This is a genomic window from Halomonas sp. NO4, from assembly GCF_010994375.1.
Classification (GTDB): domain Bacteria; phylum Pseudomonadota; class Gammaproteobacteria; order Pseudomonadales; family Halomonadaceae; genus Halomonas.
The window spans coordinates 116,825-143,126 of the sequence record NZ_WHMA01000001.1; the positions used below are offsets into that span (position 1 = coordinate 116,825).

Consider the following 26,302-nt stretch of genomic DNA (forward strand, 5'->3'; position numbering starts at 1 on the left):
ATCCGCCCGGATGATCGTGTACCGCTCATCCGTGGCAGCCGCTATACCATTCCCATCCCAAGGAGGTCGCACGATGCAGACCCAGACCCTCGAACGCATGGAATCCAACGTTCGCACCTATTCGCGCTCCTTTCCGGTGGTTTTCACCCAGGCCAAGAATGCCCGCCTGACCGATGAAACCGGCCGCGAGTACATCGATTTCCTGGCCGGCGCCGGCACGCTCAACTACGGGCACAACAACCCGCACCTCAAGCAGGCGCTGATGGACTATCTGGCCAGCGACGGCATCGTCCACGGCCTTGACTTCTGGACCGCCGCCAAGCGCGACTACCTCGAGACCCTCGAGGAGGTGATCCTCAAGCCGCGCGGCCTGGAATACAAGGTGCACCTGCCGGGGCCGACCGGCACCAACGCCGTCGAGGCGGCCATTCGCCTGGCACGTGTTGCCAAGGGGCGGCACAACATCGTCAGCTTCACCAACGGCTTCCATGGGGTGACCATGGGCGCGCTGGCCGCCACCGGCAATCGCAAGTTCCGCGAAGCCACTGGCGGCATCCCCACGCAGGGCTCCTCCTTCATGCCCTTTGACGGCTACATGGGCGAGCATATCGACACGCTGGACTACTTCGAGAAGCTGCTCGCCGACAAGTCGGGCGGCCTGGACACCCCGGCGGCGGTCATCGTCGAGACCGTGCAGGGGGAGGGCGGCATCAACGTCGCTGGCCTGGAGTGGCTCAAGCGCCTGGAGGGCATCTGCCGCGACCACGACATCCTGCTGATCATCGACGACATCCAGGCGGGCTGCGGGCGCACCGGCAAGTTCTTCAGCTTCGAGCACGCCGGCATCACCCCGGACATCGTCACCAACTCCAAGTCGCTCTCCGGCTTCGGCCTGCCGTTCGCCCACGTGCTGATGCGCCCGGAGCTCGACAAGTGGAAGCCCGGCCAGTACAACGGCACGTTCCGCGGCTTCAACCTGGCCTTCACCACGGCGGCCGCCGCCATGCGCCAGTACTGGAGTGACGACACCTTCGAGCGTGACGTTCAGCGCAAGGGCAGGGTGGTTGCCGATCGTTTCCAGAAGATCGCCGCCTGGATGCGCGAACAGGGCATCGAGGCCTCCGAGCGCGGCCGCGGCCTGATGCGCGGTATCGACGTGGGGAGTGGCGACATCGCGGACAAGATCACCGCCAAGGCGTTCGAGAACGGTCTGGTGATCGAGACCAGCGGCCAGGATGGCGAGGTGGTCAAGTGCCTGTGCCCGCTGACCATCCCCGACGAGGACCTGCTGAAGGGCCTGGATATCCTCGAAGAGAGTACCAAGCAGGCACTCAGCTAAGCTGTGTAAAGGGCCGCCGCGAGGAGCGCGGGCAGCGAGACGCTCCCCGGCGGCCCGGTCATCGGCCGGCATCTGGCCGGCCTGTCACCGGAACCTACGGAGATTCCCCATGATTGTCCGCAACCTGGAAGTTGCCCGCGAGACAGATCGCCTGGTCAAGGCCGAGAACGGCAACTGGGACAGCACGCGCCTGTCGCTGGCCGATGACGGCGGCAACTGCTCGTTTCACATCACGCGCATCTACGAAAACACCGAAACCCACATCCACTACAAGCACCACTTCGAGGCGGTCTACTGCATCGAGGGTGATGGCGAAGTGGAAACCCTGGCCGACGGCAAAATCTGGCCGATCAAGCCGGGCGATATCTACATTCTCGACCAGCACGACGAGCATCTGCTGCGGGCCTTCAAGACCATGCACCTGGCCTGCGTCTTCACGCCGGGGCTGACCGGCAAGGAAGTGCACCGTGAGGATGGCTCCTACGCCCCGTCCCACGAAGAAGCCGACGACACCAAGCCACTCTGACATTGATGACGCTCTGACAAACGCCACCAGTCAGTGTTGACGCCCCGATCCTGCCGGTCGGGGCGTTCGCCATTGCGAGATGATATTGGCGGGATTGGGTGACGGCACGATAAAGCCCGCCATAGGGGCCGCATCAATGGGTTCGCATAATGTATAGGGGGTTAAATCAGCGGCAGGCCGAACAGCACCCCTCCCCCGTAGCCCGCCACGCCCACAACCACGGGCGTTGCAGCCATTTCGAGCTGCCGCCGAATCGCCTTCCACACCGGGGACGCGACGTTCCCAGCCTCCCGTTCAATGTGCAGGTCAACAACGACCGTTTTCGGGTCGATTCCTAGCTCTTCAGCCACGCGAATTCCGGTTTCATCGGACATCGTTCCCTGCCCGTTTTTCCACCGATAGACGGTTTGATGTTTCACGCCAAGAATTTGGGCAATCCGGTAGTCGGAGGCCCCGCCGTGCGCGGCTTTCAGGCGTGTCAATAGTTCCAGGGTATTCATTTTAATTCTCCGGGGACGCGACGTTCCACGCCAAGGATAGACCACTATGCAATTGCTTAACGACTGTCCGCGCCAATTGCATACGCACTCGGCGCGTGCATATCCTGTGTTCGTCCGTTCGCTGGATAGGCCCCACCGGGCCGCCCCGGGAGTGATCGCCCGGGGTTTCCGCCAGCGACAAGCGAACCGGAGCGACCTATGGATGCCCTCGATGCCTTCGCCACCCCTGGTATTACTCCCCCCGCTGCTTTCCATGCTCTACGCCGTGAGCTGCACACCGCTGCCGGCCCTGAGCGCATAGCCGCCCACCGGGCGTTTCAGGAAGCCGAGACGCTCCGCCAGCGCGCGGAATACCTGTTCGACGCCATGGTGGTGCACGCCGGCACCGGCCTGGGCGACTGGTACTGCAAGCTGGCGACCCGGTTTCACCAGCTCGCCGAGGAAGCCGAGGCCGATGGCCACGAGTTACTCGGCGCCGCTGACGACGCCGCGGGGGTGCTGTCATGAACCGCGCCGATACGAACCGCGCCGATACCGAGTGGCTGGGCCGCGAGGCCGCCTATCTGGCGTGGCACCTGGCCGCAGGCCGTGCTGCCCTCGCTGAGCGCTACTGGCGCGAGTGGATCGAGCATGGCGAGCGCGGGGTGGTGGCATGAATCAGACCGGAAAAGCCGCCCTGGACGAAATGCGCGACGAGGTGCGGGCCATGGCCTGCCGCTACATGGAGCGGGCCAAGGCGTTCCGCAAGGCCGGCGACGAGCAGGCAGCCGGAGGGCTCAAGATCGCATCGCAGGAGCTGCACTGCGTGGCCGACGAGGTGCACCAGGCGGGAATGACGCGCACCTACCGACCTGAGCCCAAGCTCGAGGAAGAGCAGTTGGGGCTGACCCTGTGACCAGCCACGCCGCCGCCGTCGAACGCCAGGCCGTCGCCGATGCCCTGCTGCGCTGTGGCCCCTGGTACTGCACCCACGACGATGAAGCCATCATTTCGCACGCCGAGCGCCAGGCAGACGAGATCGCCCGCATTCGCGCCAGGGGCGGCGATGCCGCCGCCCTGGACGCCGCCGCCCGCCGCTGCGCCGCCCATGGCATCGCCCTGCCCGACACCGAGGGCGAGCGCGGCCAGATCGCCCGCCTTGCATGCCCGCTGTGGTGGCGCCGCCAGATACGCCGCCTCAACGCCCGCCGTCTTGAGCAGCAGCAGCGCGTGCTGGGCCGCGTCCACGACCGCGCCGGCATATACGTGAGTGACGAGGGCTACCGCGCCCGACGCCGCCAGGTCGCCCGTAATGCCCGCCTGCTCGAAGCCGTGGCCGCCGTCAATGAGCTGGGCCAGGAGTACACGCTCGCCGAGCTGGCCGAGGTGGGGCTCGCCAATCCCAACAACCGCCGCGCCGAGCTGATGCTGCGCATTGCCGACACCGAGGCCGAGGCAATCCGGTTGGGGCATGTGGGCCTGTTCGTCACGCTCACATGCCCGAGCCGGTTTCACGCCGTATGGCGGGGCACCGCCCGCCAGAATCCCAAATGGGAAGGCGCCGAGCGCCCCGACCCGCGCCAGGCGCAAGCCCATCTGCAAAACCTGTGGGCCAGGGCACGCGCCAAGCTGGGTCGCGAGGGTATCGGTATCTACGGAATCCGCGTCGTGGAGCCCCATCACGACGGTTGCCCGCACTGGCATCTGCTGATGTGGTGCGAGCCCGACAACGCGCCCGCCGTGACCGCCATCTTGCGCGCCTATGCCCTGGAGGACTCCCCCGAGGAAGTGGCGCGGCGTCCCGGCGACACCGACGCGAAGGCCGCCGCCCGCGAGCAGGTGCGCTTCAAGCCGGTGACGATCGACACCGCCCGGGGATCGGCAGCGGGCTACGTGGCGAAATACATATCGAAGAACATCAACGGCGAGCAGTTCGAGCGCGGCGCCGTGGACGGCGACCATCTGGACGCCTACGGCCACGACCTGACCAGCAGCGCCCCGCGCATCGAGGCGTGGGCGTCGACCTGGGGCATTCGTCAGTTCCAGTTTTTCGGCCTGCCGTCGGTCACGGTCTGGCGCCAGGCGCGGCGCATCCGCGACGCCGCCGACCTGCTGCAATGGATGGAAGAGCGCGACCCCGACGCCGCCGCCGTGGCCGTGCTGGGCCGCATCTGGAAGGCCGCCGACAGCGGCGACTGGGCGGGCTACCTGCGCGAAATGGGCGGGCCGATGACCAAGCGCGCCGATCAGCCCGCCAGGCCGTGGCGCATCCTGCGCCACACCGGCAGGGGTGACGGCGAGTTGCAGACCGGCGCCTACGGCGAGCCGGTCGAATCGCCCCTGGGCATCGTCGTGCATGGCGTCGAGTGCCTGACCCAGCGCCACCGCTGGGAGACGCGCCGCCGCGCCCCCGGCGACAGCCGGGAGGGGTTGACCTTCGCCGCCGCAGGCGGCGCTTGGACTCGTGTCAATAACTGTACGCCGGCCCCACCGGGGCCGCGTGCCGCAACATTCACGGGCCGCGTTTTCGGCCCGAAAAGCTCCCCACTATCAGAGTGGGAATGGCACGTCACCGAATCCTACCGCCGCATGAAGCCCCCGATACCCCGCCCCGAGGTCGAGCGCATCCAGCGCCAGGCCGCCCTGGACGCCGCCGCCTACTACCGAGCCGCCGACCTGCACCGGCTCGAGCGCGAGGACGCCGCCCGCCACCGCGAGCTGATCGACGAGGGCGAGGCCGCCGTGGTGCGCATGCTCGCCCGTGGAGAGATCACCCCCACCCAAGCACGAGAGGCACTGACATGACCAACGCCGAACTCGCCCAGCGCCGCGCCCAACTGGCCGACAAACAGCGCGCCATAGCCGGCATGCCGGCCATGGCCGCCATGGGCACCATCAAGAACGCCGCCCTGCTGATGGCCGAGATCACCGACGAGCTGGCCCGCCGCGAGCTGGTACGGGGCGAGCTGACCCGCATGGAGGGCGCCGCCGATGAGTAACCCCAGCCTGGGCACCATCGCCTGCCCGACCTGCGCAACCGAGGGAGCCGACGTGCGCCAGACCAAGCGCCGCGGCGCCCACCTGTACTGGCAGTGCGCCGAGTGCGGGCTGATGCAGCCCACCGGCGCCGCCATCCAGGGCCGGCTGTGGCGGGAGACGGACTGGCACGCTGGGGCGCAGCCCATTCGCCCCGCCAACGTCCCGCAGGCCGTCGAGCGCGGCCAGAAACCGGACTTTGACCCGAGCGAGGCCGAGCCCGAGGGCGACGCCGCGACCGAGGCGCAACCGACCGAGCGACCCAGCGCTGCGCGTGGCGTGGGCCTGCTGCTGCTCGGCGCCCTGGGCCTGGGCGTGATCCTGGCCACCCACTGACCGACAAGGAACCCGACATGACACTCGAAGCGACCCACGCAGGAACCGACGCCGCCGACGAGATCGAGGCGCTCGCCCAACAGGCCGAGTGGGAGGAACAGGCCGAGCAGGCGCAGGCCGAGCCCGACCCCGGCGAGTGGGAAGACGGCGAAGCGCAGGAAGAGCAGGCCCGCGCCCTGGCCAAAATGGCCGTGCAGGGCGTGGAAATGGCGGCGGGACTGATCCACCCCGGCCACGGTCTGGACAGCCAAAGCCGCGCCCACGGCGAGGACGTGATGCTGCCGGTCGCCCGCGACTTCTCCGGCGAGGTGCCCGAGTGGCTGCGCCCCTACATGCACTACCTGGGCGCGGGGCTGTGGATCGGCGGCGTGCTGGTGGGCGCCTACCGGGCGCGGCGCGCCGAGGACGCCGAGCGCGAGCGCCAGGCCGAGCAGCAGGCGGGGGAGGGCGCCCATGGCGGTCAATCCTGACACCAGCCTGCCCAACCGCCACCGCCTGGTGATCGGCGCCACCGGGGCCGGGAAAAGCCAGCTAATCCGCGAGCTGATACCCGCCAGCGGGGTGTGCCTGCTCGGCTGGGACACCGACGAGGATCACCCCGGCCACCACTACGCCAGCCGCGCCGCCTACGCCAAGGCGGTGGCCGCTGCGCTACGGTCGGGGCGACCGTTCCGGCTGCTGTGGGCGGGGGCCAACGACCTGAAGACCTGGGAGTGGTGGTGCGGGCTCGCCTTCGCCGCCCTGGATGGCCGACGCCCCACCGAGCTGCTGGTGGAGGAACTGGCCGACGTGTCGCCCACGGCGGGCAAGGCGTCGCCCGCCTTCGGCGAGCTGATCCGCCGCGCCCGCAAGTACAACGGCGGGCTGACGCTCGCCACCCAGCGCGGGACCGAGATCAGTAAAACCGTCTATACCCAGTGCGCCGAGTACTGGATAGGCCGCGTCGAGGCGACCGACCTGCGCCACATGGAGCGATTGACCGCGCTGCCCGCCGACCGCATCGCCGGCATCGACAACCTGCACTACGTGCGCAAGCGGGGCGCGGACGTGACGTTTCACCGCCTGGAATTCCACGGCAAGCGCCGATATCTGACCGAACTGACCGACTGATACTTGAGCGATGGCCGAAGGAACGGCAAACCTGCCCCCGACAGCACCCCGCGTCGGGGGCTTTTTTCGTTACCACGCCAGAGGGCAGGGCACATGAACGACGTAGTGCAGAAATACCGCGACAACCTGGACTGGAGCATTGTTATCAGCTCCATCACCGCCGCCGTGATCATCGGGGCCGGCGCCTACGGCCTGCGAAAAGCCGGTTTGCGCACCGCCGCCAACATCGTCAAGTAAGGGAGCCAGCCAATGCGCCTCACCCAACGGATGCCGTCGCTGTCAAATGTCAGCGCCGGCGGCACCGCGACCCTAAACATGCCCATCGGGCGCACCTACGAACGGCTGATCCTGGCCTATTCGGGCGTGACCCGGGCGCAAATGAAACAAATCCGCCTGCTGATCGACGGCAAACCCGTCATCGAGTTCGCCGACGCCGAGCAGGCCGCCGCGCTCAATAAATACTATGGCCGCCACGACAGCGCCGGCCACCTCACCCTGTGGTTCGTGCGCCCCGAAATGCAGCGCCTCGAACACCAGCGGTTGACCGGGATCGGCACCGGCGACCGCGAGGGCAACGGGCGCGTGTCGACCCTGCAACTCGAACTCGATATCGACGCCGCCGCGGCGAACCCCAAGATCACCGCGCATGCCGTGCAGAGCGACCCCAAGCCGCTGGGCATGCTGAATAAGATCAAGCGGTTTACCTACAGCTCGGCCACCGCCGGCACCTTCGAGATCGACAATATCCCGCGTGGCCCGCGCCTCATGGCCGTGCATTTCAAGAAAACCGCCGATGACGTGAGCCGCGTCGAGGTCGAGCAGAATTCCCGCAAGATCGTCGAGGGCGACAAGGCACTGCTGCAATTCCTGCAGAAGGAAGCGGGGCGCACCCCGCAGGCGACCTACCTGGCCGTCGACTGGACGCAGGAAGGCGACGTCTATCAGTCCATCGCCACCGACCCGCGCGAGATTCAAGACCAGCGATTCCGGCTCACCCTGGAAACCGCCGGGGCCGTCGATGTGCTGGTGGAATACCTCGACAATTTCGCGGGCATCTGACCGGAGGGCCAGCCCATGAGCTGGATTGACAACATCAACGACGAGGTGTCGACCGGCTACTCCTGGGGCGGCATCAGCGACCTGACCCAAGCGGGGCGCGGCCTGTTCGGCGACGCCCTGGGCGCCTGGGTGACGGTCGAGAAGGTCAAGGGCATGAAGGAAAGCCAGGCGGCCAGCCAGACCGCCACCCGCGACACCGCCACTTACCCCAGCGGCAGCCAGGCGCCGCAGCAGGCCGGCACCGGCCTGACCGGCGGCGCCGGCCTCACCCCGGCGCACCTGATGGTCGGCGGCGCCCTGCTGGCGGGCCTGTTTTTGATCGCGAGGGGGTGACGCATGGCGATGCCAGCGATGCCCAACGTCACCGGGGGCGCGGCGGGGCCGTCGAGCGCCGCCGACACCGGCGACGTGTCGGGCATGGGCGGTATGTCCGTGGGCGACTACTACGCCAGGGGCAGCCGCGTACGCAAGGATAACGGCCTGGGCTGGGTCGAGCTGGCAGTGATCGGCGCGGTGGCCCTGGGGGCGCTGTGGGTATGGCGCAACTGACCCCCAGCGATGCGGCGATCCTCGCCCCGGCACTCGGCGACGACGCCGAGACGGTCGCCGCCGAGATCGAGGCCGGCGCGTCGCGCCTGGTGCGCTACGACGACGGCAGCCGCATCGTGCTGCGCCTGGAACCGCGCCCCGAGCGCCCCGAGCTGGTGATTGTCGGCGGGGCCGGCGAGGACGCCCCCGGCAAGGTCGCCGCCATCGTCGAGCATGCCGAGCGTCAGGGCTGGTCGGTCAGGTTCCACACCCGCCGCCCCGCGCTGGGCCGCCTGCTCGCCCGCCTGGGCTTCACCGAGATCGAGAGGGTTTACGCACATGGGCGGTAGCAGCAGAAGCAGCACGCGCCGGACGTACAACACCACCAACGTCAGCCAGCAGGGCGAAGGCAACGTCCACGGCAACAACAACCGCGTCACCATCGAGCGCGCCGACGCGCTGGCCCTGGAGCATATCGCCGACGTGCTGGGCGCGGGCGTGCAGGACGTGACCGAGGCCGGCGAAGAGCAGACCCGCCGCACCCTGGACGCCACCGTGTCGATCAACCGCGACAGCCTCGACAGCATGGAGAACGTCAGCGGCGACGCCATCAACCTCGCCCGCGAGGTGGCGCAGGCCGGCGAGGAAGGATCGCAGCGCGCCATGGACTTCGTGGCCAACTACACCGAACGCGCCCAGACCGGCAACGCCGCCGAGGCCACCCGCACCGTCATGTGGGTCGCCGCCGTGGCTGGCGTGACCCTGGTGGGCATCGCCTGGGCGAGCAAGGGAGGCATCAAGGCATGAGCGACAGCAACCGAGGCGCGCTGCGCGATTACGTCCTCAACATCGAGCCCGGCGCGCAGCAGCTCGTGCAGGCGGTGGGCGAATATTTCCGCGTCACCGACGCCAGCGGCGGGCGCGTCACCGTCGAGACGAGCCGGGGCGACAGTTTCGAGGTGCAGGGGGGCGAGGGCGCCCGCGTGCGCCCCTTCGACACCCTGCGCATTCGCAATGACTCGGGCGTGACCTTGCGAGTCAGGCTGATCGCCGGCACCGGCGAGTTCGAGTCAAACCGCACCACCGGCAGCGTGGCGCTCGACGCCGCCGCCACGATTCAAGCCGTGGGCGACATTGCCGGGGGCGAGACGATCCCGGCCAACCCCGACCGCCGGCAACTGGTCATGCGCGCGAGCATTAACAACGGCCAGGCCGTGACCATCGCCGGGCTACCGATCCAGCCCGGCGACACCTTCGAGCTTGACGTGACCGGCGCCGTCGAGGTGGGCGGCGATGCCGGCGACGTGCTGCATGTCGCGGAGGTCGTCTAATGGCCCGCCTGACCGCCGCCGCCGCAGGCGCCGAGCCGGGCGCCGTACAAACCTTTGCCATGGCCGCGCCGCCGCGCGGCTGGCTCAAGTGCAACGGCGCCGAGGTGGCCCGCGCCGACTACCCGCGCCTATTCGCTGCCATCGGCGAAACCCACGGCGCCGGCGACGGCGCGACCACCTTCAACTTGCCCGACTTGCGCGGCGAGTTCGTGCGCGGCCTGGACGATGGCCGAGGGGTCGACAGCGGGCGCGGGCTGGGCAGCAGCCAAGGCGATGACAACAAAAGTCACAGCCACAGCGCGAGTACCAACAGCACCGGCAGCCATGGGCACAGCGGCAGCACCAACAGCACCGGCAGTCATAGCCATTCGTATACCGGACAAAACGCCAATGATGGAAACCTGAATAACGGCTCATGGGCTGGCGGTGACAATGCAGCGAAAACAACAGGAGCTGCCGGCAACCACTGGCACAGCCTGAGCATCAACGGCAACGGTAACCACTCGCACAGCGTCAGCGTGGGCAACAGCGGCGGCAGCGAAACCCGCCCGCGTAACGTCGCCATGCTCTACGCCATCAAGACATAAGGGGCCGATATGACACCTGCACGCCAGATTATCACCGCCGAGGGGCTGGTATTCGTCGCCCTGGGCACGCACTACACCGTCGATACCGCCGCGCTCGCCGCCGAGGGCGTCGCCTTCGTGGGCGAACACAATGGCGCCCGCTGGATCGAGCGCGAGCCGTTCACCGGGCGCGTGACCGACATTCCCGCAGAGCTGGGCGCCCAGATCGACGCCGCCTTTGCCGACGCCGACCAGCAGCACGCCGACCATCTGGCCGCGCTGGAAGCCGCCGCCGCCGAGCCGACCGGGGAAGAGCCCGCATGATTCGCGCCGTCCTGGGGCTTGCCCTGCTGGCCGGGGGTGCTTGGTACCTGCTGGGCCGCCAGCCACGCGCCTTCGGCACCTCGGGCGTGCCGTACCAGCCCACGCAGGGCGCCTTTGACGACAGCGGCGGCGTGCCGCTGCTCGGCGACTGGTGGACGAACCGCCAAAGCCACGAGCTGAGCGACGGACGCCTCAACCTGGGCTGGCTCGACGACTGGCTGGGCGCCGAGGACGACACCGACCACACCATACCCGGCATCAGTGACACCCTCGACTGGAGCATTTTTGACATGGCACAGCCCCGCGGCATCCGCAACAACAACCCCGGCAACATCGAGTACACCGGCACCCGCTGGCAGGGACTCGATGACCCGCCCTCAGATGGCCGCTTCATGCGCTTCACCGCGCCGGAGTACGGCATTCGCGCACTCGCCCGCGTCCTCGACACCTACACCAACACCCACGGCATCACCAACGTCATGGGCATCATCAACCGCTGGGCGCCCAGCCACGAGAACCCGACCAACGCCTACGCCGAGCACGTCGCCCACGCCCTGGGCGTCGGCGTGTGGGACGAGATCGACGTGATGGCCCGCCGCCCCGAGCTTGTGCGGGCAATCATCGAGTTTGAGAACGGCGAACAGCCGTACAGCTCGGCCACCATCATGAAAGGGGTACGCATGGCATGAAAATCAACCTCGACCTGGGCACCGTCGCCCTGCTCGGCCTCGGCGGCTACCTGCTCTATCGGCTGACCACCGGCGAGCGCCCCGCCATCCTGCGCCCCGTCCAGCCCGACGCCCTGGGCGCCGCCGGCGCCTGGCTCGACTGGAACCTGGGCACCTGGGACTTCCGCGATTGGGACTTCTCGCTGGGCGGCGGCATCGAGCCCTACGGGCGCCGCGAGGCCGACGAGATCGCCGCCGTGGCCGAGCGCATCAACCAACAGACCGGCTGGAACAGCGGCAGCATGGGGAGCCTGTGATGAAATTGACCGACAAACAGAAAAAGGCCGCGTCATACGGCATCGTGGGCGTGCTGGCCTGGTTCTCGGGAACCTTCATTCCGCCCGAAATGATCGCCGAAATCCTGGGCGCGTTCTGAGCCATGGCGGATGGCGGAATCATCATCGAGGCGATCCAGGCCGGGGGAAACCTGGGCTTGCTGCTGATGGGCCTGGCCCTGATGCGCACCAATGCCCGCGTCACCCGCCTGGAACTCGCCCGAGAACTGGAGAGGGAGCAACGCCGTGGCCACTAAGCGCGAGGCACTGAATCAATGCGGGCGGCTCAAGAAGGGCTACAAGTTCCGCAAGGGCGGGCGCATCGTGTCCGTCAAGGGCAAGGCCAAGGGCCGCCGCGCCCAGCGCGGCAGCCAGGGGCGGCTATTCTGACGGCGCCGGATAGTCGGGGCGCAGCTCCCGGCCATCGGGGGCCACTAAGACCGTGAAGGGCCGGCGCGTGGGCGCCGGCCCGTGTCGTGTGCGCACCTGCCAGCCCGCCCAGCCGCGCCACGGCACCACCTGACCCGACAGGATCGCCAGCAGCGCGGCGCGTTCCGGCGAGGGCCGCTGCGTGCCGCGTGCCCAGCGCTGGGCGGTTTTCTCGTGCACGCCGAGCAGGCGCACCGCCTCGCCGACGGTCACCGCCACCGCGCCGTGGGCGGTATCCAGCAAAATCCATTCGTGAAAGTTTTGCATCGCAATCGCTCCAGCCGTTCGATTTTTATCAAGTGCCGCCGCGTCCATCGGCGAGCGGCGATGCAAGGCAATCAGGCCGAGAAATCTGGTGCAGATGACTTAGGAAAAAAGGGGAAGGATCAAGCGGGAAGGGATCAGGAAAATCGCACCCAATCGAGTGCGCATAATGTATATTATGTTAAATTAGAGGTGTGGCTAACGGAGCACCCGCTATACTCATTGGGACCACGTCTTCCGCGCGTTCGGTACGGGATTGTCGCGTTGGACAAGCGGCGCGGCGACTCCGTATCATCACCCATCATTTTTTTTCGAAGCCCCTGCATGTGCCACTTCCTGCGATCCTCTGCCCTATTCTCCCTGGCCGTGCTGCTGACCGGCTGTAACCTGGTTCCCGAGCGTGACCCCGCCGAGCCACCGCTGACCCGCCAGGCGTTCCAGTCCCGAATCGATCGACTGGAGACGACGCTGTCGAACCGCTGCGACGTTGGCCAACTGGCGCTACAGGAACAGCAGCGCGAGCAGCAGGCGCTAATGGCAGACGTGCGCGAACTGGGTGGCCTGCTGCGTGACTTGCGCGGGGATCTGGCCAGTCGCGATGACGAGAGCTCACCCCGCGACGCTGACGCTGCGGCTTGTCGCAACGAGATCGCCCAGTTCGATAACAAGGAGGTGCTGGGGCGCAGCGAGTGGATCGGCCTGCCCGAGGTCGGGACCTATCTCAGGGCACGCATAGACTCGGGCGCCAACACCTCATCGATTTCCGCCATCGACATCACCGAGTTCGAGCGCGACGGCGAGGACTGGGTCCGCTTCAAGCTCGGCCTGGTCGATAGCGACAGCGTCGTCGACAGCGTGCGCGACCAGTGGATCGAGGCCCCCGTGGAGCGCCGGGTGCGCGTCATCCAGACCGTCGGCGAGGAGTCACGCCCCGTGATCAGCCTGCTGATGACGCTGGGGCCGATTCGCGAAACGGTCGAGTTTACCCTCACGGATCGTACCAGCCTGGACTATCCGATCCTTCTCGGACGCCGCTTCCTCATGGACATTGCCGTGGTCGACGTGGCTGAGCAGTACCTGCACGAACGTCCCGAGTATGCTGACGGCTCCGCCGGGGCCGCCGCCGAAGGCACTGAAGCCAGCGATGCGGCCCAGCCCGACGACGATGCCTGATGACCGGGGCGGCGCCCCGCTCAAGGAAGATACATGTCACGACTCCCCTTCTACCTGATCGTCGCCCTGCTGCTGGTTGCGGGCATCGCCCTGTCCATTCACCGCCACCTCCAGTTCGAGGTGCCCTGGACACCCGGCGAGCAGCGCCAGATCTGGGAGATTCAGGCGCAGGTCACTTTCACGGCCGAAGGGGGGCCAGTCAAGGTCAATCTTGCCCTCCCCTCCAGCCAGCGCGGGTTTCGCATCCTGACCGAGCACACGGCCTCGCCCGGCTACGGGCTGTCGTTCCTGGAGGAGAACGGTGGCCGACGCGCCGAGTGGGCAACGCGCGAAGCGCAAGGCAATCAGCAGCTCTTCTACAGCGTCCAGGCCCTGGTGGCGCCAGATGCGCGGAACGGGGGCGTGGAAGCACCGCCGCTGCGCGAGGACATCGTCTGGGAGCCGCCCTACGACACCGCCGCCAGCCAGGTCATCGAGCGCGCCTGGGCGCGCAGTGCGGACGCCTACACCTTTGCCCGGCAGCTGATTCGCGACTTCACCGAGGAGCGCGAAGGCGAGAACGCGCGCCTGTTGCTCACGCAGTTCGATCGCACGCCGCTGCTGGTGCGGCTGCTCCATCAGGCGGGCGTGACGGCCCGGGCGGTCAGCGGACTGCGACTCGAGGATGGCCGCCGGCGGCAGAGCCTCACCCCCTGGATCCAGGTCTTCGACGGCAGCGACTGGACGCTTTTCGACCCGCGTTCCGGCACCCAGGGGCAGCCTGACAACCTGCTGCTCTGGGAATCCGCCGGGGAGTCGGTGCTCGAGGTCGAAGGCGGCACCAGTTCGCGCATCGACTTCGCGATGATCTCGCGGAGCCAGCCGGCAGCCGCGGCCGTGCGCAGCCAGCTGGTGGAGGACACCCTGCTCAACTTCTCGATCCACAGCCTGCCGCTGGAAGAGCAGGCGCTGTTCCAGACAATCCTGCTGATTCCCATCGGCGCCCTGGTGGTCGTGCTACTGCGCGTGCTGGTGGGGATCAAGACCTCAGGGACCTTCATGCCCGTGCTGATCGCCCTGGCGTTCATCCAGACCTCCCTGCTGACCGGTATCGTGGGCTTCCTGCTGGTCGTCGCGGTGGGACTGGTGATTCGCAACTACCTCTCCTACCTCAATCTGCTGTTGGTAGCGAGAGTCTCGGCGGTGATCATCACCGTCATCGCCATCATCTCGCTGTTCTCGGTGCTCTCCTACCGCATGGGACTCAACGCCGGTTTGACCATCACCTTCTTCCCCATGATCATCCTCGCCTGGACCATCGAGCGGATGTCCATCCTGTGGGAAGAGGAAGGGGCCAAGGAGGTGCTGATCCAGGGAGGCGGCAGCCTGCTGACCGCGGTGCTCGCCTACCTGGCCATGAACAACCCCTGGATTCGCCACATCACCTTCAATTTTCTGGGCGTACAGCTGATACTCATGGCGCTGATCCTGTTGCTCGGCAACTACACCGGCTACCGCTTGCTTGAGCTGCGCCGCTTCAAGCCCGTTACCGAGGATTGATCTTTATGTGGGCCTGGCCCAAGCAACTGCGCACCCGCGGCATCGTCGGCATGAACCGTCGCAACATCCGTTATATCGGGCGCTACAACGATCGACGGCTCTACCCGCTGGTGGATGACAAGCTCAAGACCAAGCTGCTGGCCGAGCGCCACGGCATCACCACGCCTGCCCTGATCGGCACCGTCACCACCCAGTTCGGGGTCAAGCACATTCGCGAGATGATCACCGACGTCGCTGGCTTCGTCATCAAGCCCGCCAAGGGCAGCGGGGGCAAGGGCATCCTGGTGGTCGAGCGCGTGGAAGGCGACCGCTACATCAAGCCCAGCGGGGTGGCACTAACCCTCGCGGACCTCGAGCGCCACGTCTCCAACATCCTCTCCGGACTCTATTCGCTGGGTGGCACGCCGGACGTGGCCGTGGTCGAGGCGCTGATCAACTTCGACGAGCGCTTCTCCGCCTATACCTACGAGGGCGTGCCCGACATTCGGGTCGTGGTGTTTCGCGGCTATCCCGTGATGGCCATGATGCGCCTTTCCACGGCCGCCTCGGACGGCAAGGCCAACCTCCACCAGGGGGCCGTCGGCGTGGGGCTCGACATCGCCACCGGGCGGGCGCTGCGCGGCGTGCAGTTCGACCGGACGCGCCAGGCGCACCCCGACACCGGCCATGAGCTGGCGAGCCTGGTCATTCCCGAGTGGCGCACCCTGCTGCTGTTGGCCGCCAGTTGCTACGAGGTGACCGGGCTTGGCTACCTGGGCACCGACATGGTGCTCGACCGCGACCGTGGCCCGATGCTGCTCGAGCTCAATGCGCGTCCCGGCCTGGCCATTCAGATGGCCAACGGCGAAGGCCTGCGCCGGCGCCTCGATCTCGTTGAGCGTGAAGCGCATGGCGCCGAGGTGTCGGCACGCGTCGACTTCGCCCAGCGCCAATTCGCCCGGCAGGGCGAGCTGCCGCCGCCCGCTGAAGGGGTGCCGCTGGCCGGTGTAGCGGCCGGCGCGTACAATGGAGAGCGGTTTTCAGCGTAGCGGACCCGCCATGACCAATTCCAGCAGTCTGCTCCAGCAGGCGGAGCGACAGTGCCAGCGCCACGGGGTGCGCTTCACGCCGATTCGCCGTCGTGTGCTCGAGATGATTGCCGATACCAGCGGCGGATTGAAGGCCTACGAGCTTCTCGATCGCCTGGCTGCGGAGCATGCGGCAGCGCGCCCGCCGACCATCTATCGCGCCCTTGACTTCCTGATCGACCAGGGGCTGGTGCATCGCATCGAGTCCCTCAACGCCTTCGTGGCCTGCCCCTGCCCGGAACATGCGCACGGCTTCCAGCTGCTCATCTGCCGCGACTGCGGCCGTGTGGAGGAGCTGCACCTCGACGACGTCAATACCCAGCTCGACAGCCGAGCGCGCGACCTGGGGTTTCGTGTCGAGCGCCAGACCATCGAGCTGCTGGGACGCTGCGAGGCCTGCTTGCAGACGGCCGCGGCCAACGCCTGAGAACCCTTTTCTCTTTCTGCTTCTGCTTCTCTATTCTGATTCCGGAGTGCCCATGGCCGATCTCTTCAAGCAACTCGAGCGCGCCACCGGCGACGTGCGCGAACCCCTCACCCGAGTGCTCGAGGCCGTGAGCTTCAATGCCGATGGCCTGATTCCTGCCATTGCCCAGCAGCACGACAGCGGCGAGGTGCTGATGATGGCGTGGATGAACCGCGAGGCGCTGGAGGAGACGTTGCGCACCGGGCGTGTCTGCTACTGGTCGCGGTCGCGCGGCAAGCTGTGGCGCAAGGGGGAGTCCTCGGGCCAGCAGCAGCACCTCCGGTCGGCGCACCTCGACTGCGACGGCGACACCCTGCTGCTGCAGGTCGACCAGACCGGGCCGGCCTGTCACACCGGGCGGCTCAGCTGCTTCTACCTGGCCCTGGAGGGCGAGACGGCGCGGGTGACCAGTGAACCGCTGATCGACCCCGAAGCGCTTTACGGCACGTCCCCGGAGGGGCGCTGAGCCGTGCCCTGCCTGGTGGCCGCCTGGCTCACCCGCCTCGGCCGTGCTCTATCCAATGGCCTGGGGTTGGTGATGATCGGCCTGGTGAAGCTCTATCAGGTCACCCTGAGCCCGCTGCTCGGTCCGCGCTGTCGCTACTGGCCGAGCTGCTCGCACTACACCCTGGAAGCGCTTCGCGTGCACGGCACGCTCCAGGGCGGATGGCTGGCGGCGCGGCGTATCCTGCGTTGCCACCCCGGCTGCGAAGGCGGCATCGACCCGGTTCCCGGCGGCCCCAGCGAGGCGCTGTGCCGGGCCGATCCGGAGCTCGATGAGGACTTTCGCCCGCGCTGAGTTCCGGCTGCGTTGAAGCGGCGCCTCTCAAGCGGCCGTCTCCGCTTCGGCCACCTCGTAGATGCGTGCAAGCATGCTGTGCAGGCCGTTGCTGCGCGTCGGTGAAAGATGCTTGTCGAGCCCCAGGTCCTGCAGGAAGTGCGGACTGGTGTCACGAATCTCCGCCGCCGGGCGGTCATTGTAGATACGCATCAGCACGGCGATCAGCCCCGACACGATGGCGGCATCCGAGATGGCCTGGAAGTGAAGCTGCTCGCCGTCGCGGCGATGGTGCATCCAGACGTTCGACTGGCAGCCCTCGATCTTGTGCTCGGCGGTCTTCCACTCGTCCGGGAAGGCCGGCAGCTGCCTGCCCATGTCGATGATGTACTGGTAGCGGTCCATCCAGTTGTCGAACATCTCGAACTCTTCCTGCAGCGCCTGCTGGGCCTGTTCGGCAGTGGTCTCGGCACTCATGGCGACTCCTTGAAAGGGTTGGGATCATTATAACGCGTCGTCACCCCTGGCGACGAGGCCGTGGGCTGCCTGCTGCTGGTGCCACTCCTCATCTTCGGCATGCAGGTAGCGGGTCGTGGTGTCCAGGCGCGCATGACGGGCGGTGGCGGCCAGGAAGCGCAGCTCCACGCCGGCCTGGGCCTGGTGGGTCAGCGCCGTGTGGCGTAGCCAGTGGGGCGTGGCCTGGCGCAGGCGTGCCACCTGGGGCGCCACCGCCCTGCCCCGTTCGTCCTCCAGCGCCTCGGCGGCCTCCTGAAACGTCTCGCGAACCAGCCGGTAGAGGCGGTTGTCGCCCAGCGGGCGCGTACCGTTCAGGGCACGCAGCAGCGGCGTGGCCTCTCCCGGTTCGGGGAGCGGCGCCAGCCCCAACTGGGCCCGCCAGGCTTCGAGCAGTGGCAGCATGTCCGGCGGCACGGGAATCGCCGCTACCTTGTCCCCCTTGCCGACCACCCGCCACCACCAGCGTCCTTCCCGACGGTGGAAGTCGTGCATCCGTGCCGCACTCATCTCGCTGATCCGCGGGGCGAGCAGATAGGCGAAGCCGAACACCAGTCGTTGCCGTTCCCGCTCGAAGCGCTGGCGCGGTGTCGCGCGCTGAGACAGCGGCCGGTTTAGCCAGGCCCATAGCCACTCCCACAGCGACCGTTCCAGGTAGCGCTCCACCCGGCCCTGCCGATTGTCGAGGCGCCGACGCTTGTCGCGCATCAGGCGAAAGGGGTTGTGGCTGACCCAGCCCGCTTCCACCAGCCAGGCGAACAGGCCTTGCAGAATCACCAGGCTCTGGCGCCGGCTGGCCGCCGACAGCGGCCCGCGGAAGGGGCGCCACTCGGGACTCGTGCGCGGCCGTGCCGGCCCCGTCCAGCGTGCCCGCGGCTGTGGGTCGGCAAGAAAAGCCTCGAAGGCGTCGAGATCCTCGCGGCGCAGCGAGCCTAGCCCCCTGCCCTGCTCGCCGAGCCACAGCAGCAGCCGCTCCGCCTCGCGGCGATAGGCGCGCTGGGTGCGGGGACTTGCGCGGTACTCGGCGAGCCAGTGGGCGACGGCCTCGGCATCGCCATTCGCCGCGATACGCACCTCGCCGGCTGCGGGCATGGCGGCAACCGGCGCAAGGTCGGGTGCCTGACGGTTGTCGAGCGGCGGGTTGCCCGGGGGCGGCTGCGACACGAAACAGGGCTCCTTCGGCGTGACCGGGACAACTCTACCGCCGTATCAGCAATAAAAGCAAGATAAGCCGCGTAATCTTGACTTTATTGTCTTTAACGTAGTGTATATTACGTTATATGTAATATGCTGAATGGTATCGAAGCACCCGACGCATCGGGTAAGCTCGCGCCGGCCAGACCCGGTGAAGATCAGCAAGGAGAACGTCATGGCACGCAGCGGTGTGCAATACGAAGATGTGCAGCGGGCGGTGGAGACACTGCTTGACCAGGGAGAAACGCCCAGCGTGCAGAAGGTGCGCGAGATACTGGGGACCGGCAGCTTCACCACCATCAACGAGCATCTGCGCGAGTGGCGGGCGCGGCGTGATGCCAGTCGTGACGCACCGCCGACGCACGCCATGCCGGAGGCGGTGGCATCGCTTGCCGAGCGGCTGTGGACCCAGGCTCAGGAGGCGGCCGGCGACGCCCTGGCGCAGTACCGCGACGCCGCCGATCGTCGCGTGGAGGCGGCCCACGAAGCGACACAGGATGCCGAGCGCCAAGCCGAGGATGCCGCTCAGCGCGAGGCCGCCCTGGCCGCGCACCTCGGCGAGACACAGCAGCGGCTGGAGGCGCGCAGCGCCGCCCTGGCCACGGCCGAGGCCGAGCGTGACCAGCGCCGGAGCGAGGCGGAACAGCTTGGCGAACGGGTGCAACGCCTGACTCGCCAGTTGGAAAAGCAGCAAACCGAGCACGAGCGGCGCCTGGCCTCCCAGCAGGAGGCCCAGGCGCAGCGTGAGACGCAGTTGCGCGAGCGGTTGAGCCAGGAGGAGCAGCGCCACGAGAGCGCCGAAGCGCGGCTGATGGCGCTACTCGACGAGGCGCGCCAGGAGCGGCAGGCCGTGGAGAAGGCGCGCGTCGCCCGTGAGCGTCAGCTGGAGACGCGCCTGGCGGCGCTGCAGGAAGAGGTGAAGGCGACTCGCGGCGCCTTGGCCGAGGAGGAGCAGCGCCACCGCGAGGCCAACTGGGCCTGCCACCGGGCCGAGGAGCTGGCGCAGGCACGCCAGCATGAAAAGGCCCTGCTGCAGGCACGCATCGACGAACAGCGCCGCCTGCTCGATGAGCAGGCGCGCCGTTTGCGCGAGCTCGAGTCGCAGTTCAATCGCTGGCTATGGCAGGAGCCGGCGCCGGCAAGGCCCGAGGCGGGCCCGCACGACAACAGCGAAGACCCGGACGAGGCCGGATCTTCGGCAGCGGAGAAGCGCTGAGGGAGGTGCTTACCGAGACATCGCGGCGAGGTGACGGCCCTCGCCTCGCCGGCGACTCAGCGGTAGTAGGCGTTGGTCGTGTCCGTGTGGTCGGTCACGTCGCGAATGCCGGAAAGCTCGGGGATGCGCTCCATCAAGGTACGCTCCACGCCCTGCTTGAGGGTGAGGTCGACCGCGGCACAGCCCTGGCAGCCGCCGCCGAAGGCGAGCACGGCAATCTGATCCTCGGTCAGCTCGATCAGTTTGATCTCGCCGCCGTGGGCGGCCAGACCGGGATTGATCTCGCTGTAGAGCACGTAGTTGACGCGATCCTCCAAGGGGCTGTCGGCGTTGACCTTGGGCATCTTGGCGTTGGGCGCCTTGATGGTGAGCTGGCCGCCCATACGGTCGGCGTTGAAGTCGACCACGGCCTCCTCGAGGAAGGGAATGCTGTGCTTGTCGACGTAGACGGCAAGCTTCTTGAGGTCGAGGCGCTCGTCGGTCGGCTCTTCCTCGCCGGGCCGGCAGTAAGCCAGGCAGGTCTCCGCGTAGGGCGTCCCCGGCTGGGTGATGAAGATGCGCACGGCGATACCCTCGACGTTCTGCTTGGCGAGCAGTTCGGCGAGGTAGTCCTGGGCGCTGTCGGTAATCTGGATGATCTCGCTCATGGTATTCTCGCTAGCCTGGCTGCCGGTCGCTCAGGCAGCCGTCATTGGTCTGACGCCATGGTAAGCAAAAGCCGCGGGCGACACAATCCCGACTGTTTTGGTCGGTTTTTGGCCGCTGCCCTGCCCTCGCTGCGGCGCTTTTGCTACCATGGCGCCTCTAATATCGCGGCGCCGCCCATGCTCACAAGACGCCCCAAAGCGCAGCGGCGACCTGCCAATCTCGACGTGACTTCGCTGGAGACCGACCCGACCCATGGCTGCCGTTCCCACTGCCCTGACCGCCTCTCTCACCGAACGCCTCGCCGAGCGCATCCTGATGCTCGACGGAGGCATGGGCACCATGCTGCAGAATGCCGGGCTCTCCGAAGCGGAGTTCCGCGGCGAGCGCTTCGCCGACTGGGCCACCGACCTCAAGGGCAACAACGACCTGCTGGCACTGACCTGTCCCGACCTGGTGACGCGTATCCACCGCGAGTATCTCGAGGCAGGGGCCGACATCGTCGAGACCAACACCTTCAACAGCACCCGCCTCTCCCAGGCCGATTACAACATGGAGGCGCTCGTCCCCGAGCTCAACCGCGAGGCGGCGCGACTGGCCCGCGCGGTGTGCGACGCCGTGGCCGAGGAAACCCGGGTGCCGCGCTACGTGGCCGGGGTGCTGGGGCCGACCTCGCGCACCGCCTCGCTCTCCCCCGACGTCAACGATCCGGCCAAGCGCAACGTCACCTTCGACGAACTGCGCGACAACTATTACGAGGCGGCCGAGGCGCTGATCGAGGGCGGCTCGGACCTGATCCTGATCGAGACCATCTTCGACACCCTCAACGCCAAGGCGGCGATCTACGCCCTGGAGGTGCTCTTCGAGGCGCGCGGCGAGCGGCTGCCGGTGATGATCTCCGGCACCATCACCGACGCCTCCGGGCGCACGCTCTCCGGCCAGACCACCGAGGCGTTCTGGAACTCGCTGCGTCATGCCCGGCCGCTCTCCATCGGCCTGAACTGCGCGCTGGGCGCCGAGGAACTGCGTCCCTACGTCGAGGAGCTGGCCACCAAGGCGGATACCTTCGTCTCCGCTCACCCCAACGCTGGGCTGCCCAACGAGTTCGGCGAGTACGACCAGACGCCCGAGGAGATGGCGGCCATCGTCGCCGAGTTCGCCGAAAGCGGGCTGGTCAACATCATCGGCGGCTGCTGCGGCTCCACGCCCGAGCACATCGCCGCCATCCACCGGGCCATTCAGGGCGTAGCGCCCCGCCCGGTGCCGGAGATCCCCCGGACCTGTCGCCTGTCGGGGCTTGAGCCCTTCAACATCGGCGCCGAGTCGCTGTTCGTCAACGTCGGCGAGCGCACCAACGTCACCGGCTCGGCACGCTTCAAGCGCCTGATCGTCGAGGAGGACTACACCACGGCGCTGGAGGTGGCCCTCGAGCAGGTGGAGAACGGCGCCCAGATGATAGACGTCAACATGGACGAGGGCATGCTGGAGTCGCAGGAGGCGATGGTGCGCTTCCTCAACCTGATCGCCGGCGAGCCCGATATCGCCAAGGTCCCGATCATGATCGACTCCTCCAAGTGGGAGATCATCGAGGCGGGCCTCAAGTGTGTGCAGGGCAAGGCGGTGGTCAACTCCATCTCGCTCAAGGAGGGCGAGGCGGCCTTCCGCGAGCAGGCCACCGTCTGCCGCCGTCACGGTGCCGCCATCGTGGTGATGGCCTTCGACGAGAAGGGCCAGGCGGATACTTTCGCGCGCAAGACCGAGATCTGTCAGCGCGCCTACCGGCTGCTGGTCGACGAGCTCGACTTCCCGCCCGAAGACATCATCTTCGACCCCAACATCTTCGCCATCGCCACCGGTATCGAGGAACACGACAACTACGCGGTGGATTTCATCGAAGCGACCCGCTGGATCCGCGAGCACCTGCCCCATGCCCTGGTCTCGGGCGGCGTCTCCAACGTCTCCTTCTCCTTTCGCGGCAACAACACCGTGCGCGAGGCGATCCACTCGGTGTTCCTCTACTATGCCATCCGCGCCGGGCTCACCATGGGCATCGTCAATGCCGGCCAGCTGGCCGTCTATGACGACTTGCCGGGCGAACTCCGCGAGGCGGTCGAGGACGTGGTGCTCAATCGCCGCAGCGACAGCACCGAACGCCTGGTCGACCTGGCCGAGAAGTACAAGGGAGACGGTTCGGGCGGCGCCCGCAAGGAAGACCTGGAGTGGCGCAGCTGGGAGGTGGAGAAACGCATCGAGCACGCTCTGGTAAAGGGCATCACCGCCTACATCGAAGAGGACACCGAGCTGGCCCGTCAGCGGGCGCAGCAGCCCATCGAAGTGATCGAGGGGCCGCTGATGAACGGCATGAACGTGGTGGGTGACCTGTTCGGCGCGGGCAAGATGTTCCTGCCCCAGGTGGTCAAGTCGGCCCGGGTCATGAAGCAGGCGGTGGCCTACCTGATTCCCTACATCGAAGCGGAAAAGGCCAGGAACGAGGATACCCGGGCCAAGGGCAAGATCGTCATGGCCACGGTGAAGGGGGACGTCCACGACATCGGCAAGAACATCGTCGGCGTGGTCCTGCAGTGCAATAACTACGAGGTAATCGACCTCGGCGTCATGGTGCCGGCGGAAAAGATCCTGCAGACCGCCCGCGAGGTGAATGCCGACATCATCGGCCTCTCGGGGCTCATTACCCCGTCGCTCGATGAAATGGTCCATGTGGCCAAGGAGATGCAGCGCCAGGGCTTTACCCTCCCGCTGCTGATCGGCGGGGCCACCACCTCCAAGGCGCATACCGCGGTGAAGGTCGAGCCCGGCTACGACCAGCCGGTGATCTACGTGGCGGACGCTTCGCGCGCCGTCGGGGTGGCCGGCAAGCTGCTCTCGCCGGGCCACAAGGCGGAGTACGTGGCGCAGATTCGCGAGGAGTACGATCAGGTCCGTGCGCGCAACGCCAAGCGCCGCCCCAAGGCCGCCGATCTCAGCTATGCCGAGGCGCGACGCCGCAAGCTGGCCATCGACTGGGCCAGCTACACACCGCCACGCCCGCGTCTCACCGGCCTCAAGGTATTCGACGGCTACGACCTCGAGGAGCTCGTCGAGCGCATCGACTGGACGCCCTTCTTCATGAGCTGGGAGCTCTCCGGCAAGTTTCCCAAGATTCTCGACGATCCCAAGGTCGGCGAAGCGGCACGCAGTCTCTATGCCGATGCCCAGGCCATGCTGCGTCGGCTGGTCGACGAGCGGCTGGTGCACCCCCGCGGCGTGATCGGCCTGTGGCCCGCTAACAGCGTCGATGACGACGTCATCGAGGTGTATTCCGACGAGTCGCGCACCCAGGTAATCGAGCGACTGCACCACATCCGCCAGCAGACCACCAAGAACCGCGACGGCGTCTGTTACAGCCTGGCCGATTTCGTGGCGCCCCGTTACGACGCGGACGGGAAGCCGACCGGCAAGCTCGACTGGATCGGCGGCTTCGCGGTAACCACCGGCCATGGCGTCGAACAACTCGCCGAGCAGTACAAGGCCGCCGGCGACGACTACAACGCCATCCTAGTCCAGGCCCTCACCGACCGCCTTGCCGAGGCCTTTGCCGAGCGCCTGCACGAACGGGTGCGCAAGGAGTTCTGGGGCTACGTGCCCGAGGAGGGACTCGACAACGAGGCGCTGATCGCCGAGAAGTACCAGGGCATCCGCCCCGCCCCGGGCTACCCGGCCTGCCCCGACCACACCGAGAAGACGCGGCTGTTCCACCTGCTCGACGCACCCGCCAACGCGGGGATCGAACTCACCGAGAACTTCGCCATGTGGCCGGCGGCGGCGGTATCCGGTTGGTACTTCTCGCATCCCCAGTCCAAGTACTTCGCCACCGGCAAGATCACCCGTGACCAGGTGGAGGCGCTGGCCGAACGCAAGGGCATGACGCTGGTGGAGCTCGAACGCTGGCTCTCGCCGGTACTCTCCTACGACCCGGCATGACCTCGCTGGGCCGGGACGAGCGGCTGGATCGCCTGCGACTCGATCCGCACCGACGCCAGCGCATCCTGCGCCTGGCCCTGCCGATCGTGGCCGGCATGCTGTCGCAGAGCCTGATCAACCTGATCGATGCGGCCTTGGTGGGTGCCCTCGGCGAGGTGCCGCTGGCCGGGGTGGGCATCGGCGGTTACGCCATGTTCCTAGTGACCGCCCTGGTCTTCGGCCTCTCTTCTGGAGTGCAGGCCCAGACAGCCCGACGCCACGGCGAGGAGGACTGGCCCCGCCTGGCGGTGCCGCTCAATGCCGGGCTGATCATCGCGGCGCTGCTGGCCGCCCCGGTCACCCTGCTCTGTCTGTGGCAGGCACCTGCCCTCCTGGCTCTGCTCAACCAGGAGCCGGCCGTGCATGCCGAGGCGGTGGCCTACTTTCGCTGGCGGGTGGTGTCGCTCGCTGCGGTGGCCATGATCTTCTGTTTCCGCGGCTACTGGAACGGCATCCAGCAGACAGCCATCTACCTGCGTATCCTGCTGGTGATGCACGTCGTCAACGTGGCCGCCAGCCTGGTGCTGATCTTCGGCTACCTGGGCCTGCCGGCCATGGGCACGGCCGGTGCCGGCGCCGGCACCACCCTGTCGCTCTTCGCGGGACTGGCCATCTGGGCCGGGGTGAGCGCCCGCCATGCGCGGCGGCGCGGTTTTCTCGGCGACCTGCCACGGCGACTGACCGTTGTCACTACCCTGCGCCTGGCCACGCCACACTCCTTCCAGCAGCTGTGGTTTGCCGCCGGCTATGCCGTGCTGTTCTGGATACTGGGGCAGATCGACACCGCCAGCGTGGCCGTGGGTCACGTACTGGTGAACCTCTCGCTGCTGCTGATCCTGCCCGGCGTGGGGCTGGGCATGGCCGCCATGAGCCTGGTGGGCCAGGCACTGGGGCGGCGCGCCCACGGCGATGCCCATCGCTGGGGCTGGGACGTGGTGCGCCTGGCCTGGCTCTGCCTGGCGGCGCTGGCCCTACCCATGGCGCTCTTCCCCGACGCGGTGTTGGCGTTGTTCCTGCACGACCCTGCGCTGGTCGCCCTCGGGCGCGTGCCGCTGCAGCTCACCGCCGCCATGATCGTGCTCGATGCCGCCGCCCTGGTGCTCGGCCAGGCGCTGCTCGGTGCCGGGGCCAATCGTACCGTGATGACCACCACCCTGACCCTGCAGTGGCTGGTCTTCCTGCCGCTGGCCTGGTGGGTGGGCGTGGCGCTCGAGCAGGGGCTGCTCGGCATCTGGTGGGTGCAGCTCGGCTATCGCTGTCTCAACTCGGCGTGGTTTGCGGCGATCTGGCAACGCCGCCGCTGGCAGCAGCTTGAGGTCTAGCGGCCTGCCTGGCAGGATGGAAGCGCCATATATTCTTTT

Annotated in this window: 37 protein-coding genes; 32 read left to right on the top strand and 5 right to left on the bottom strand. The window is 67.5% G+C overall.

Features of this window, described 5'->3' with window-relative positions; genetic code table 11:
• Nucleotides 1–73 precede the first annotated feature (73 nt).
• Nucleotides 74–1,339 carry a diaminobutyrate--2-oxoglutarate transaminase gene (gene ectB / locus FEF15_RS00535; protein ID WP_163557138.1) on the top strand — a complete coding sequence of 422 codons (1,266 nt, stop codon included), beginning with the start codon at nucleotides 74–76 and terminating at the stop codon, nucleotides 1,337–1,339.
• A gap of 109 nt (nucleotides 1,340–1,448) precedes the next feature.
• Nucleotides 1,449–1,865, top strand: a complete 417-nt coding sequence (locus FEF15_RS00540; protein WP_163557139.1) for an ectoine synthase — start codon at nucleotides 1,449–1,451, stop codon at nucleotides 1,863–1,865.
• A 161-nt stretch (nucleotides 1,866–2,026) separates the two neighbouring features.
• On the opposite strand, the gene FEF15_RS00545 is transcribed toward FEF15_RS00540, so the two are convergent.
• Nucleotides 2,027–2,365, bottom strand: a complete 339-nt coding sequence (locus FEF15_RS00545) for a helix-turn-helix domain-containing protein (protein ID WP_163557140.1) — start codon at nucleotides 2,363–2,365, stop codon at nucleotides 2,027–2,029.
• Nucleotides 2,366–2,563: 198 nt separating this feature from the next.
• Here FEF15_RS00545 and FEF15_RS00550 point away from each other — a divergent pair, with 198 nt between their 5' ends.
• The 21 genes from FEF15_RS00550 (at nucleotide 2,564) to FEF15_RS00650 (ending at nucleotide 12,027) form a co-directional block, all read left to right on the top strand.
• A complete protein-coding gene (locus FEF15_RS00550) occupies nucleotides 2,564–2,872 on the top strand; it encodes a hypothetical protein (protein WP_163557141.1) in 309 nt (102 codons plus the stop codon).
• Nucleotides 2,869–3,021, top strand: a complete 153-nt coding sequence (locus FEF15_RS00555) for a hypothetical protein (protein WP_163557142.1) — start codon at nucleotides 2,869–2,871, stop codon at nucleotides 3,019–3,021. Before FEF15_RS00550 ends, FEF15_RS00555 begins: the two co-directional genes overlap by 4 nt.
• Complete coding sequence (locus FEF15_RS00560) at nucleotides 3,018–3,260, top strand: hypothetical protein (protein WP_163557143.1); 243 nt, start codon at nucleotides 3,018–3,020, stop codon at nucleotides 3,258–3,260. Before FEF15_RS00555 ends, FEF15_RS00560 begins: the two co-directional genes overlap by 4 nt.
• On the top strand, nucleotides 3,257–5,149 hold the full coding sequence (locus tag FEF15_RS00565) for a replication endonuclease (protein WP_163557144.1): 1,893 nt from the start codon (nucleotides 3,257–3,259) through the stop codon (nucleotides 5,147–5,149). Before FEF15_RS00560 ends, FEF15_RS00565 begins: the two co-directional genes overlap by 4 nt.
• Nucleotides 5,146–5,343 (top strand): hypothetical protein, encoded by a 198-nt coding sequence (locus FEF15_RS00570; protein ID WP_163557145.1) that lies wholly within the window; start codon nucleotides 5,146–5,148, stop codon nucleotides 5,341–5,343. The genes FEF15_RS00565 and FEF15_RS00570 overlap by 4 nt, the downstream gene beginning before the upstream one ends.
• Nucleotides 5,336–5,716, top strand: coding sequence for a hypothetical protein (locus FEF15_RS00575; protein ID WP_163557146.1), 381 nt, complete (start codon nucleotides 5,336–5,338; stop codon nucleotides 5,714–5,716). The genes FEF15_RS00570 and FEF15_RS00575 overlap by 8 nt, the downstream gene beginning before the upstream one ends.
• 17 nt (nucleotides 5,717–5,733) lie before the next feature.
• Nucleotides 5,734–6,186 (top strand): hypothetical protein, encoded by a 453-nt coding sequence (locus tag FEF15_RS00580; protein WP_163557147.1) that lies wholly within the window; start codon nucleotides 5,734–5,736, stop codon nucleotides 6,184–6,186.
• Nucleotides 6,170–6,826 (top strand): ATP-binding protein, encoded by a 657-nt coding sequence (locus FEF15_RS00585; protein ID WP_163557148.1) that lies wholly within the window; start codon nucleotides 6,170–6,172, stop codon nucleotides 6,824–6,826. Before FEF15_RS00580 ends, FEF15_RS00585 begins: the two co-directional genes overlap by 17 nt.
• Nucleotides 6,827–6,919: 93 nt before the next feature.
• Complete coding sequence (locus FEF15_RS00590; RefSeq protein WP_163557149.1) at nucleotides 6,920–7,063, top strand: hypothetical protein; 144 nt, start codon at nucleotides 6,920–6,922, stop codon at nucleotides 7,061–7,063.
• Between the two features lie 12 nt (nucleotides 7,064–7,075).
• Entirely contained in the window at nucleotides 7,076–7,885 is an 810-nt protein-coding gene (locus FEF15_RS00595) for a major capsid protein P2 (RefSeq protein WP_163557150.1), read from the top strand.
• 15 nt (nucleotides 7,886–7,900) lie between these two features.
• Nucleotides 7,901–8,218 (top strand): hypothetical protein, encoded by a 318-nt coding sequence (locus tag FEF15_RS00600; RefSeq protein ID WP_163557151.1) that lies wholly within the window; start codon nucleotides 7,901–7,903, stop codon nucleotides 8,216–8,218.
• Between the two features lie 3 nt (nucleotides 8,219–8,221).
• Nucleotides 8,222–8,434: a hypothetical protein gene (locus FEF15_RS00605; RefSeq protein WP_163557152.1), complete on the top strand. Its 213-nt coding sequence runs from the start codon at nucleotides 8,222–8,224 to the stop codon at nucleotides 8,432–8,434.
• The gene (locus FEF15_RS00610; protein WP_163557153.1) at nucleotides 8,422–8,763 is read left to right on the top strand and encodes a hypothetical protein; all 342 of its coding nucleotides are present in this window, start codon (nucleotides 8,422–8,424) and stop codon (nucleotides 8,761–8,763) included. Before FEF15_RS00605 ends, FEF15_RS00610 begins: the two co-directional genes overlap by 13 nt.
• A complete protein-coding gene (locus FEF15_RS00615) occupies nucleotides 8,753–9,220 on the top strand; it encodes a hypothetical protein (protein ID WP_163557154.1) in 468 nt (155 codons plus the stop codon). The genes FEF15_RS00610 and FEF15_RS00615 overlap by 11 nt, the downstream gene beginning before the upstream one ends.
• Nucleotides 9,217–9,744 (top strand): hypothetical protein, encoded by a 528-nt coding sequence (locus FEF15_RS00620; protein ID WP_163557155.1) that lies wholly within the window; start codon nucleotides 9,217–9,219, stop codon nucleotides 9,742–9,744. Before FEF15_RS00615 ends, FEF15_RS00620 begins: the two co-directional genes overlap by 4 nt.
• The gene (locus FEF15_RS00625; RefSeq protein WP_163557156.1) at nucleotides 9,744–10,331 is read left to right on the top strand and encodes a tail fiber protein; all 588 of its coding nucleotides are present in this window, start codon (nucleotides 9,744–9,746) and stop codon (nucleotides 10,329–10,331) included. Before FEF15_RS00620 ends, FEF15_RS00625 begins: the two co-directional genes overlap by 1 nt.
• A gap of 9 nt (nucleotides 10,332–10,340) precedes the next feature.
• Nucleotides 10,341–10,634 carry a hypothetical protein gene (locus tag FEF15_RS00630; RefSeq protein WP_163557157.1) on the top strand — a complete coding sequence of 98 codons (294 nt, stop codon included), beginning with the start codon at nucleotides 10,341–10,343 and terminating at the stop codon, nucleotides 10,632–10,634.
• Nucleotides 10,631–11,323, top strand: a complete 693-nt coding sequence (locus tag FEF15_RS19210) for a hypothetical protein (protein ID WP_205598448.1) — start codon at nucleotides 10,631–10,633, stop codon at nucleotides 11,321–11,323. Before FEF15_RS00630 ends, FEF15_RS19210 begins: the two co-directional genes overlap by 4 nt.
• On the top strand, nucleotides 11,320–11,619 hold the full coding sequence (locus FEF15_RS00640; RefSeq protein ID WP_163557158.1) for a hypothetical protein: 300 nt from the start codon (nucleotides 11,320–11,322) through the stop codon (nucleotides 11,617–11,619). The genes FEF15_RS19210 and FEF15_RS00640 overlap by 4 nt, the downstream gene beginning before the upstream one ends.
• Nucleotides 11,620–11,741: 122 nt before the next feature.
• Nucleotides 11,742–11,894 carry a hypothetical protein gene (locus tag FEF15_RS00645; RefSeq protein WP_163557159.1) on the top strand — a complete coding sequence of 51 codons (153 nt, stop codon included), beginning with the start codon at nucleotides 11,742–11,744 and terminating at the stop codon, nucleotides 11,892–11,894.
• On the top strand, nucleotides 11,884–12,027 hold the full coding sequence (locus tag FEF15_RS00650) for a hypothetical protein (RefSeq protein WP_163557040.1): 144 nt from the start codon (nucleotides 11,884–11,886) through the stop codon (nucleotides 12,025–12,027). Before FEF15_RS00645 ends, FEF15_RS00650 begins: the two co-directional genes overlap by 11 nt.
• Here the strand turns inward: FEF15_RS00650 and FEF15_RS00655 are convergent.
• On the bottom strand, nucleotides 12,019–12,333 hold the full coding sequence (locus FEF15_RS00655) for a hypothetical protein (RefSeq protein WP_163557160.1): 315 nt from the start codon (nucleotides 12,331–12,333) through the stop codon (nucleotides 12,019–12,021). The genes FEF15_RS00650 and FEF15_RS00655 overlap by 9 nt on opposite strands.
• Before the next feature lie 321 nt (nucleotides 12,334–12,654).
• On the opposite strand from FEF15_RS00655, the gene FEF15_RS00660 reads away from it, so the two are divergent.
• The 6 genes from FEF15_RS00660 (at nucleotide 12,655) to yidD (ending at nucleotide 17,374) form a co-directional block, all read left to right on the top strand.
• Nucleotides 12,655–13,503: an ATP-dependent zinc protease gene (locus tag FEF15_RS00660; RefSeq protein WP_163557161.1), complete on the top strand. Its 849-nt coding sequence runs from the start codon at nucleotides 12,655–12,657 to the stop codon at nucleotides 13,501–13,503.
• A gap of 33 nt (nucleotides 13,504–13,536) precedes the next feature.
• Entirely contained in the window at nucleotides 13,537–15,042 is a 1,506-nt protein-coding gene (locus FEF15_RS00665) for a UUP1 family membrane protein (RefSeq protein WP_163557162.1), read from the top strand.
• Nucleotides 15,043–15,047: 5 nt separating this feature from the next.
• Nucleotides 15,048–16,070, top strand: a complete 1,023-nt coding sequence (locus FEF15_RS00670) for an alpha-L-glutamate ligase-like protein (protein ID WP_163557163.1) — start codon at nucleotides 15,048–15,050, stop codon at nucleotides 16,068–16,070.
• A 10-nt stretch (nucleotides 16,071–16,080) separates the two neighbouring features.
• Nucleotides 16,081–16,536, top strand: coding sequence for a transcriptional repressor (locus tag FEF15_RS00675; protein ID WP_163557164.1), 456 nt, complete (start codon nucleotides 16,081–16,083; stop codon nucleotides 16,534–16,536).
• Between the two features lie 52 nt (nucleotides 16,537–16,588).
• Nucleotides 16,589–17,041, top strand: a complete 453-nt coding sequence (gene hisI, locus FEF15_RS00680) for a phosphoribosyl-AMP cyclohydrolase (protein ID WP_163557165.1) — start codon at nucleotides 16,589–16,591, stop codon at nucleotides 17,039–17,041.
• 72 nt (nucleotides 17,042–17,113) lie between these two features.
• Nucleotides 17,114–17,374, top strand: coding sequence for a membrane protein insertion efficiency factor YidD (gene yidD, locus FEF15_RS00685; protein ID WP_163557318.1), 261 nt, complete (start codon nucleotides 17,114–17,116; stop codon nucleotides 17,372–17,374).
• A 27-nt stretch (nucleotides 17,375–17,401) separates the two neighbouring features.
• Here the strand turns inward: yidD and FEF15_RS00690 are convergent, their stop codons facing one another.
• Both FEF15_RS00690 and FEF15_RS00695 read right to left on the bottom strand, forming a co-directional pair.
• Nucleotides 17,402–17,830: a SufE family protein gene (locus tag FEF15_RS00690; protein WP_163557166.1), complete on the bottom strand. Its 429-nt coding sequence runs from the start codon at nucleotides 17,828–17,830 to the stop codon at nucleotides 17,402–17,404.
• Nucleotides 17,831–17,857: 27 nt separating this feature from the next.
• On the bottom strand, nucleotides 17,858–18,958 hold the full coding sequence (locus FEF15_RS00695) for a site-specific integrase (RefSeq protein ID WP_163557319.1): 1,101 nt from the start codon (nucleotides 18,956–18,958) through the stop codon (nucleotides 17,858–17,860).
• A gap of 277 nt (nucleotides 18,959–19,235) precedes the next feature.
• Here FEF15_RS00695 and FEF15_RS00700 point away from each other — a divergent pair, with 277 nt between their 5' ends.
• Nucleotides 19,236–20,276 carry a DNA-binding protein gene (locus FEF15_RS00700; RefSeq protein WP_163557167.1) on the top strand — a complete coding sequence of 347 codons (1,041 nt, stop codon included), beginning with the start codon at nucleotides 19,236–19,238 and terminating at the stop codon, nucleotides 20,274–20,276.
• A gap of 56 nt (nucleotides 20,277–20,332) precedes the next feature.
• Here FEF15_RS00700 and nfuA read toward each other — a convergent pair whose 3' ends face one another.
• Nucleotides 20,333–20,923, bottom strand: coding sequence for a Fe-S biogenesis protein NfuA (nfuA, locus tag FEF15_RS00705; protein ID WP_163557168.1), 591 nt, complete (start codon nucleotides 20,921–20,923; stop codon nucleotides 20,333–20,335).
• A gap of 253 nt (nucleotides 20,924–21,176) precedes the next feature.
• On the opposite strand from nfuA, the gene metH reads away from it, so the two are divergent.
• Both metH and FEF15_RS00715 read left to right on the top strand, forming a co-directional pair.
• Nucleotides 21,177–24,902, top strand: coding sequence for a methionine synthase (gene metH, locus FEF15_RS00710; RefSeq protein WP_163557169.1), 3,726 nt, complete (start codon nucleotides 21,177–21,179; stop codon nucleotides 24,900–24,902).
• A complete protein-coding gene (locus tag FEF15_RS00715) occupies nucleotides 24,899–26,263 on the top strand; it encodes an MATE family efflux transporter (RefSeq protein WP_163557170.1) in 1,365 nt (454 codons plus the stop codon). The genes metH and FEF15_RS00715 overlap by 4 nt, the downstream gene beginning before the upstream one ends.
• The last annotated feature ends 39 nt before the right edge of the window (nucleotides 26,264–26,302 follow it).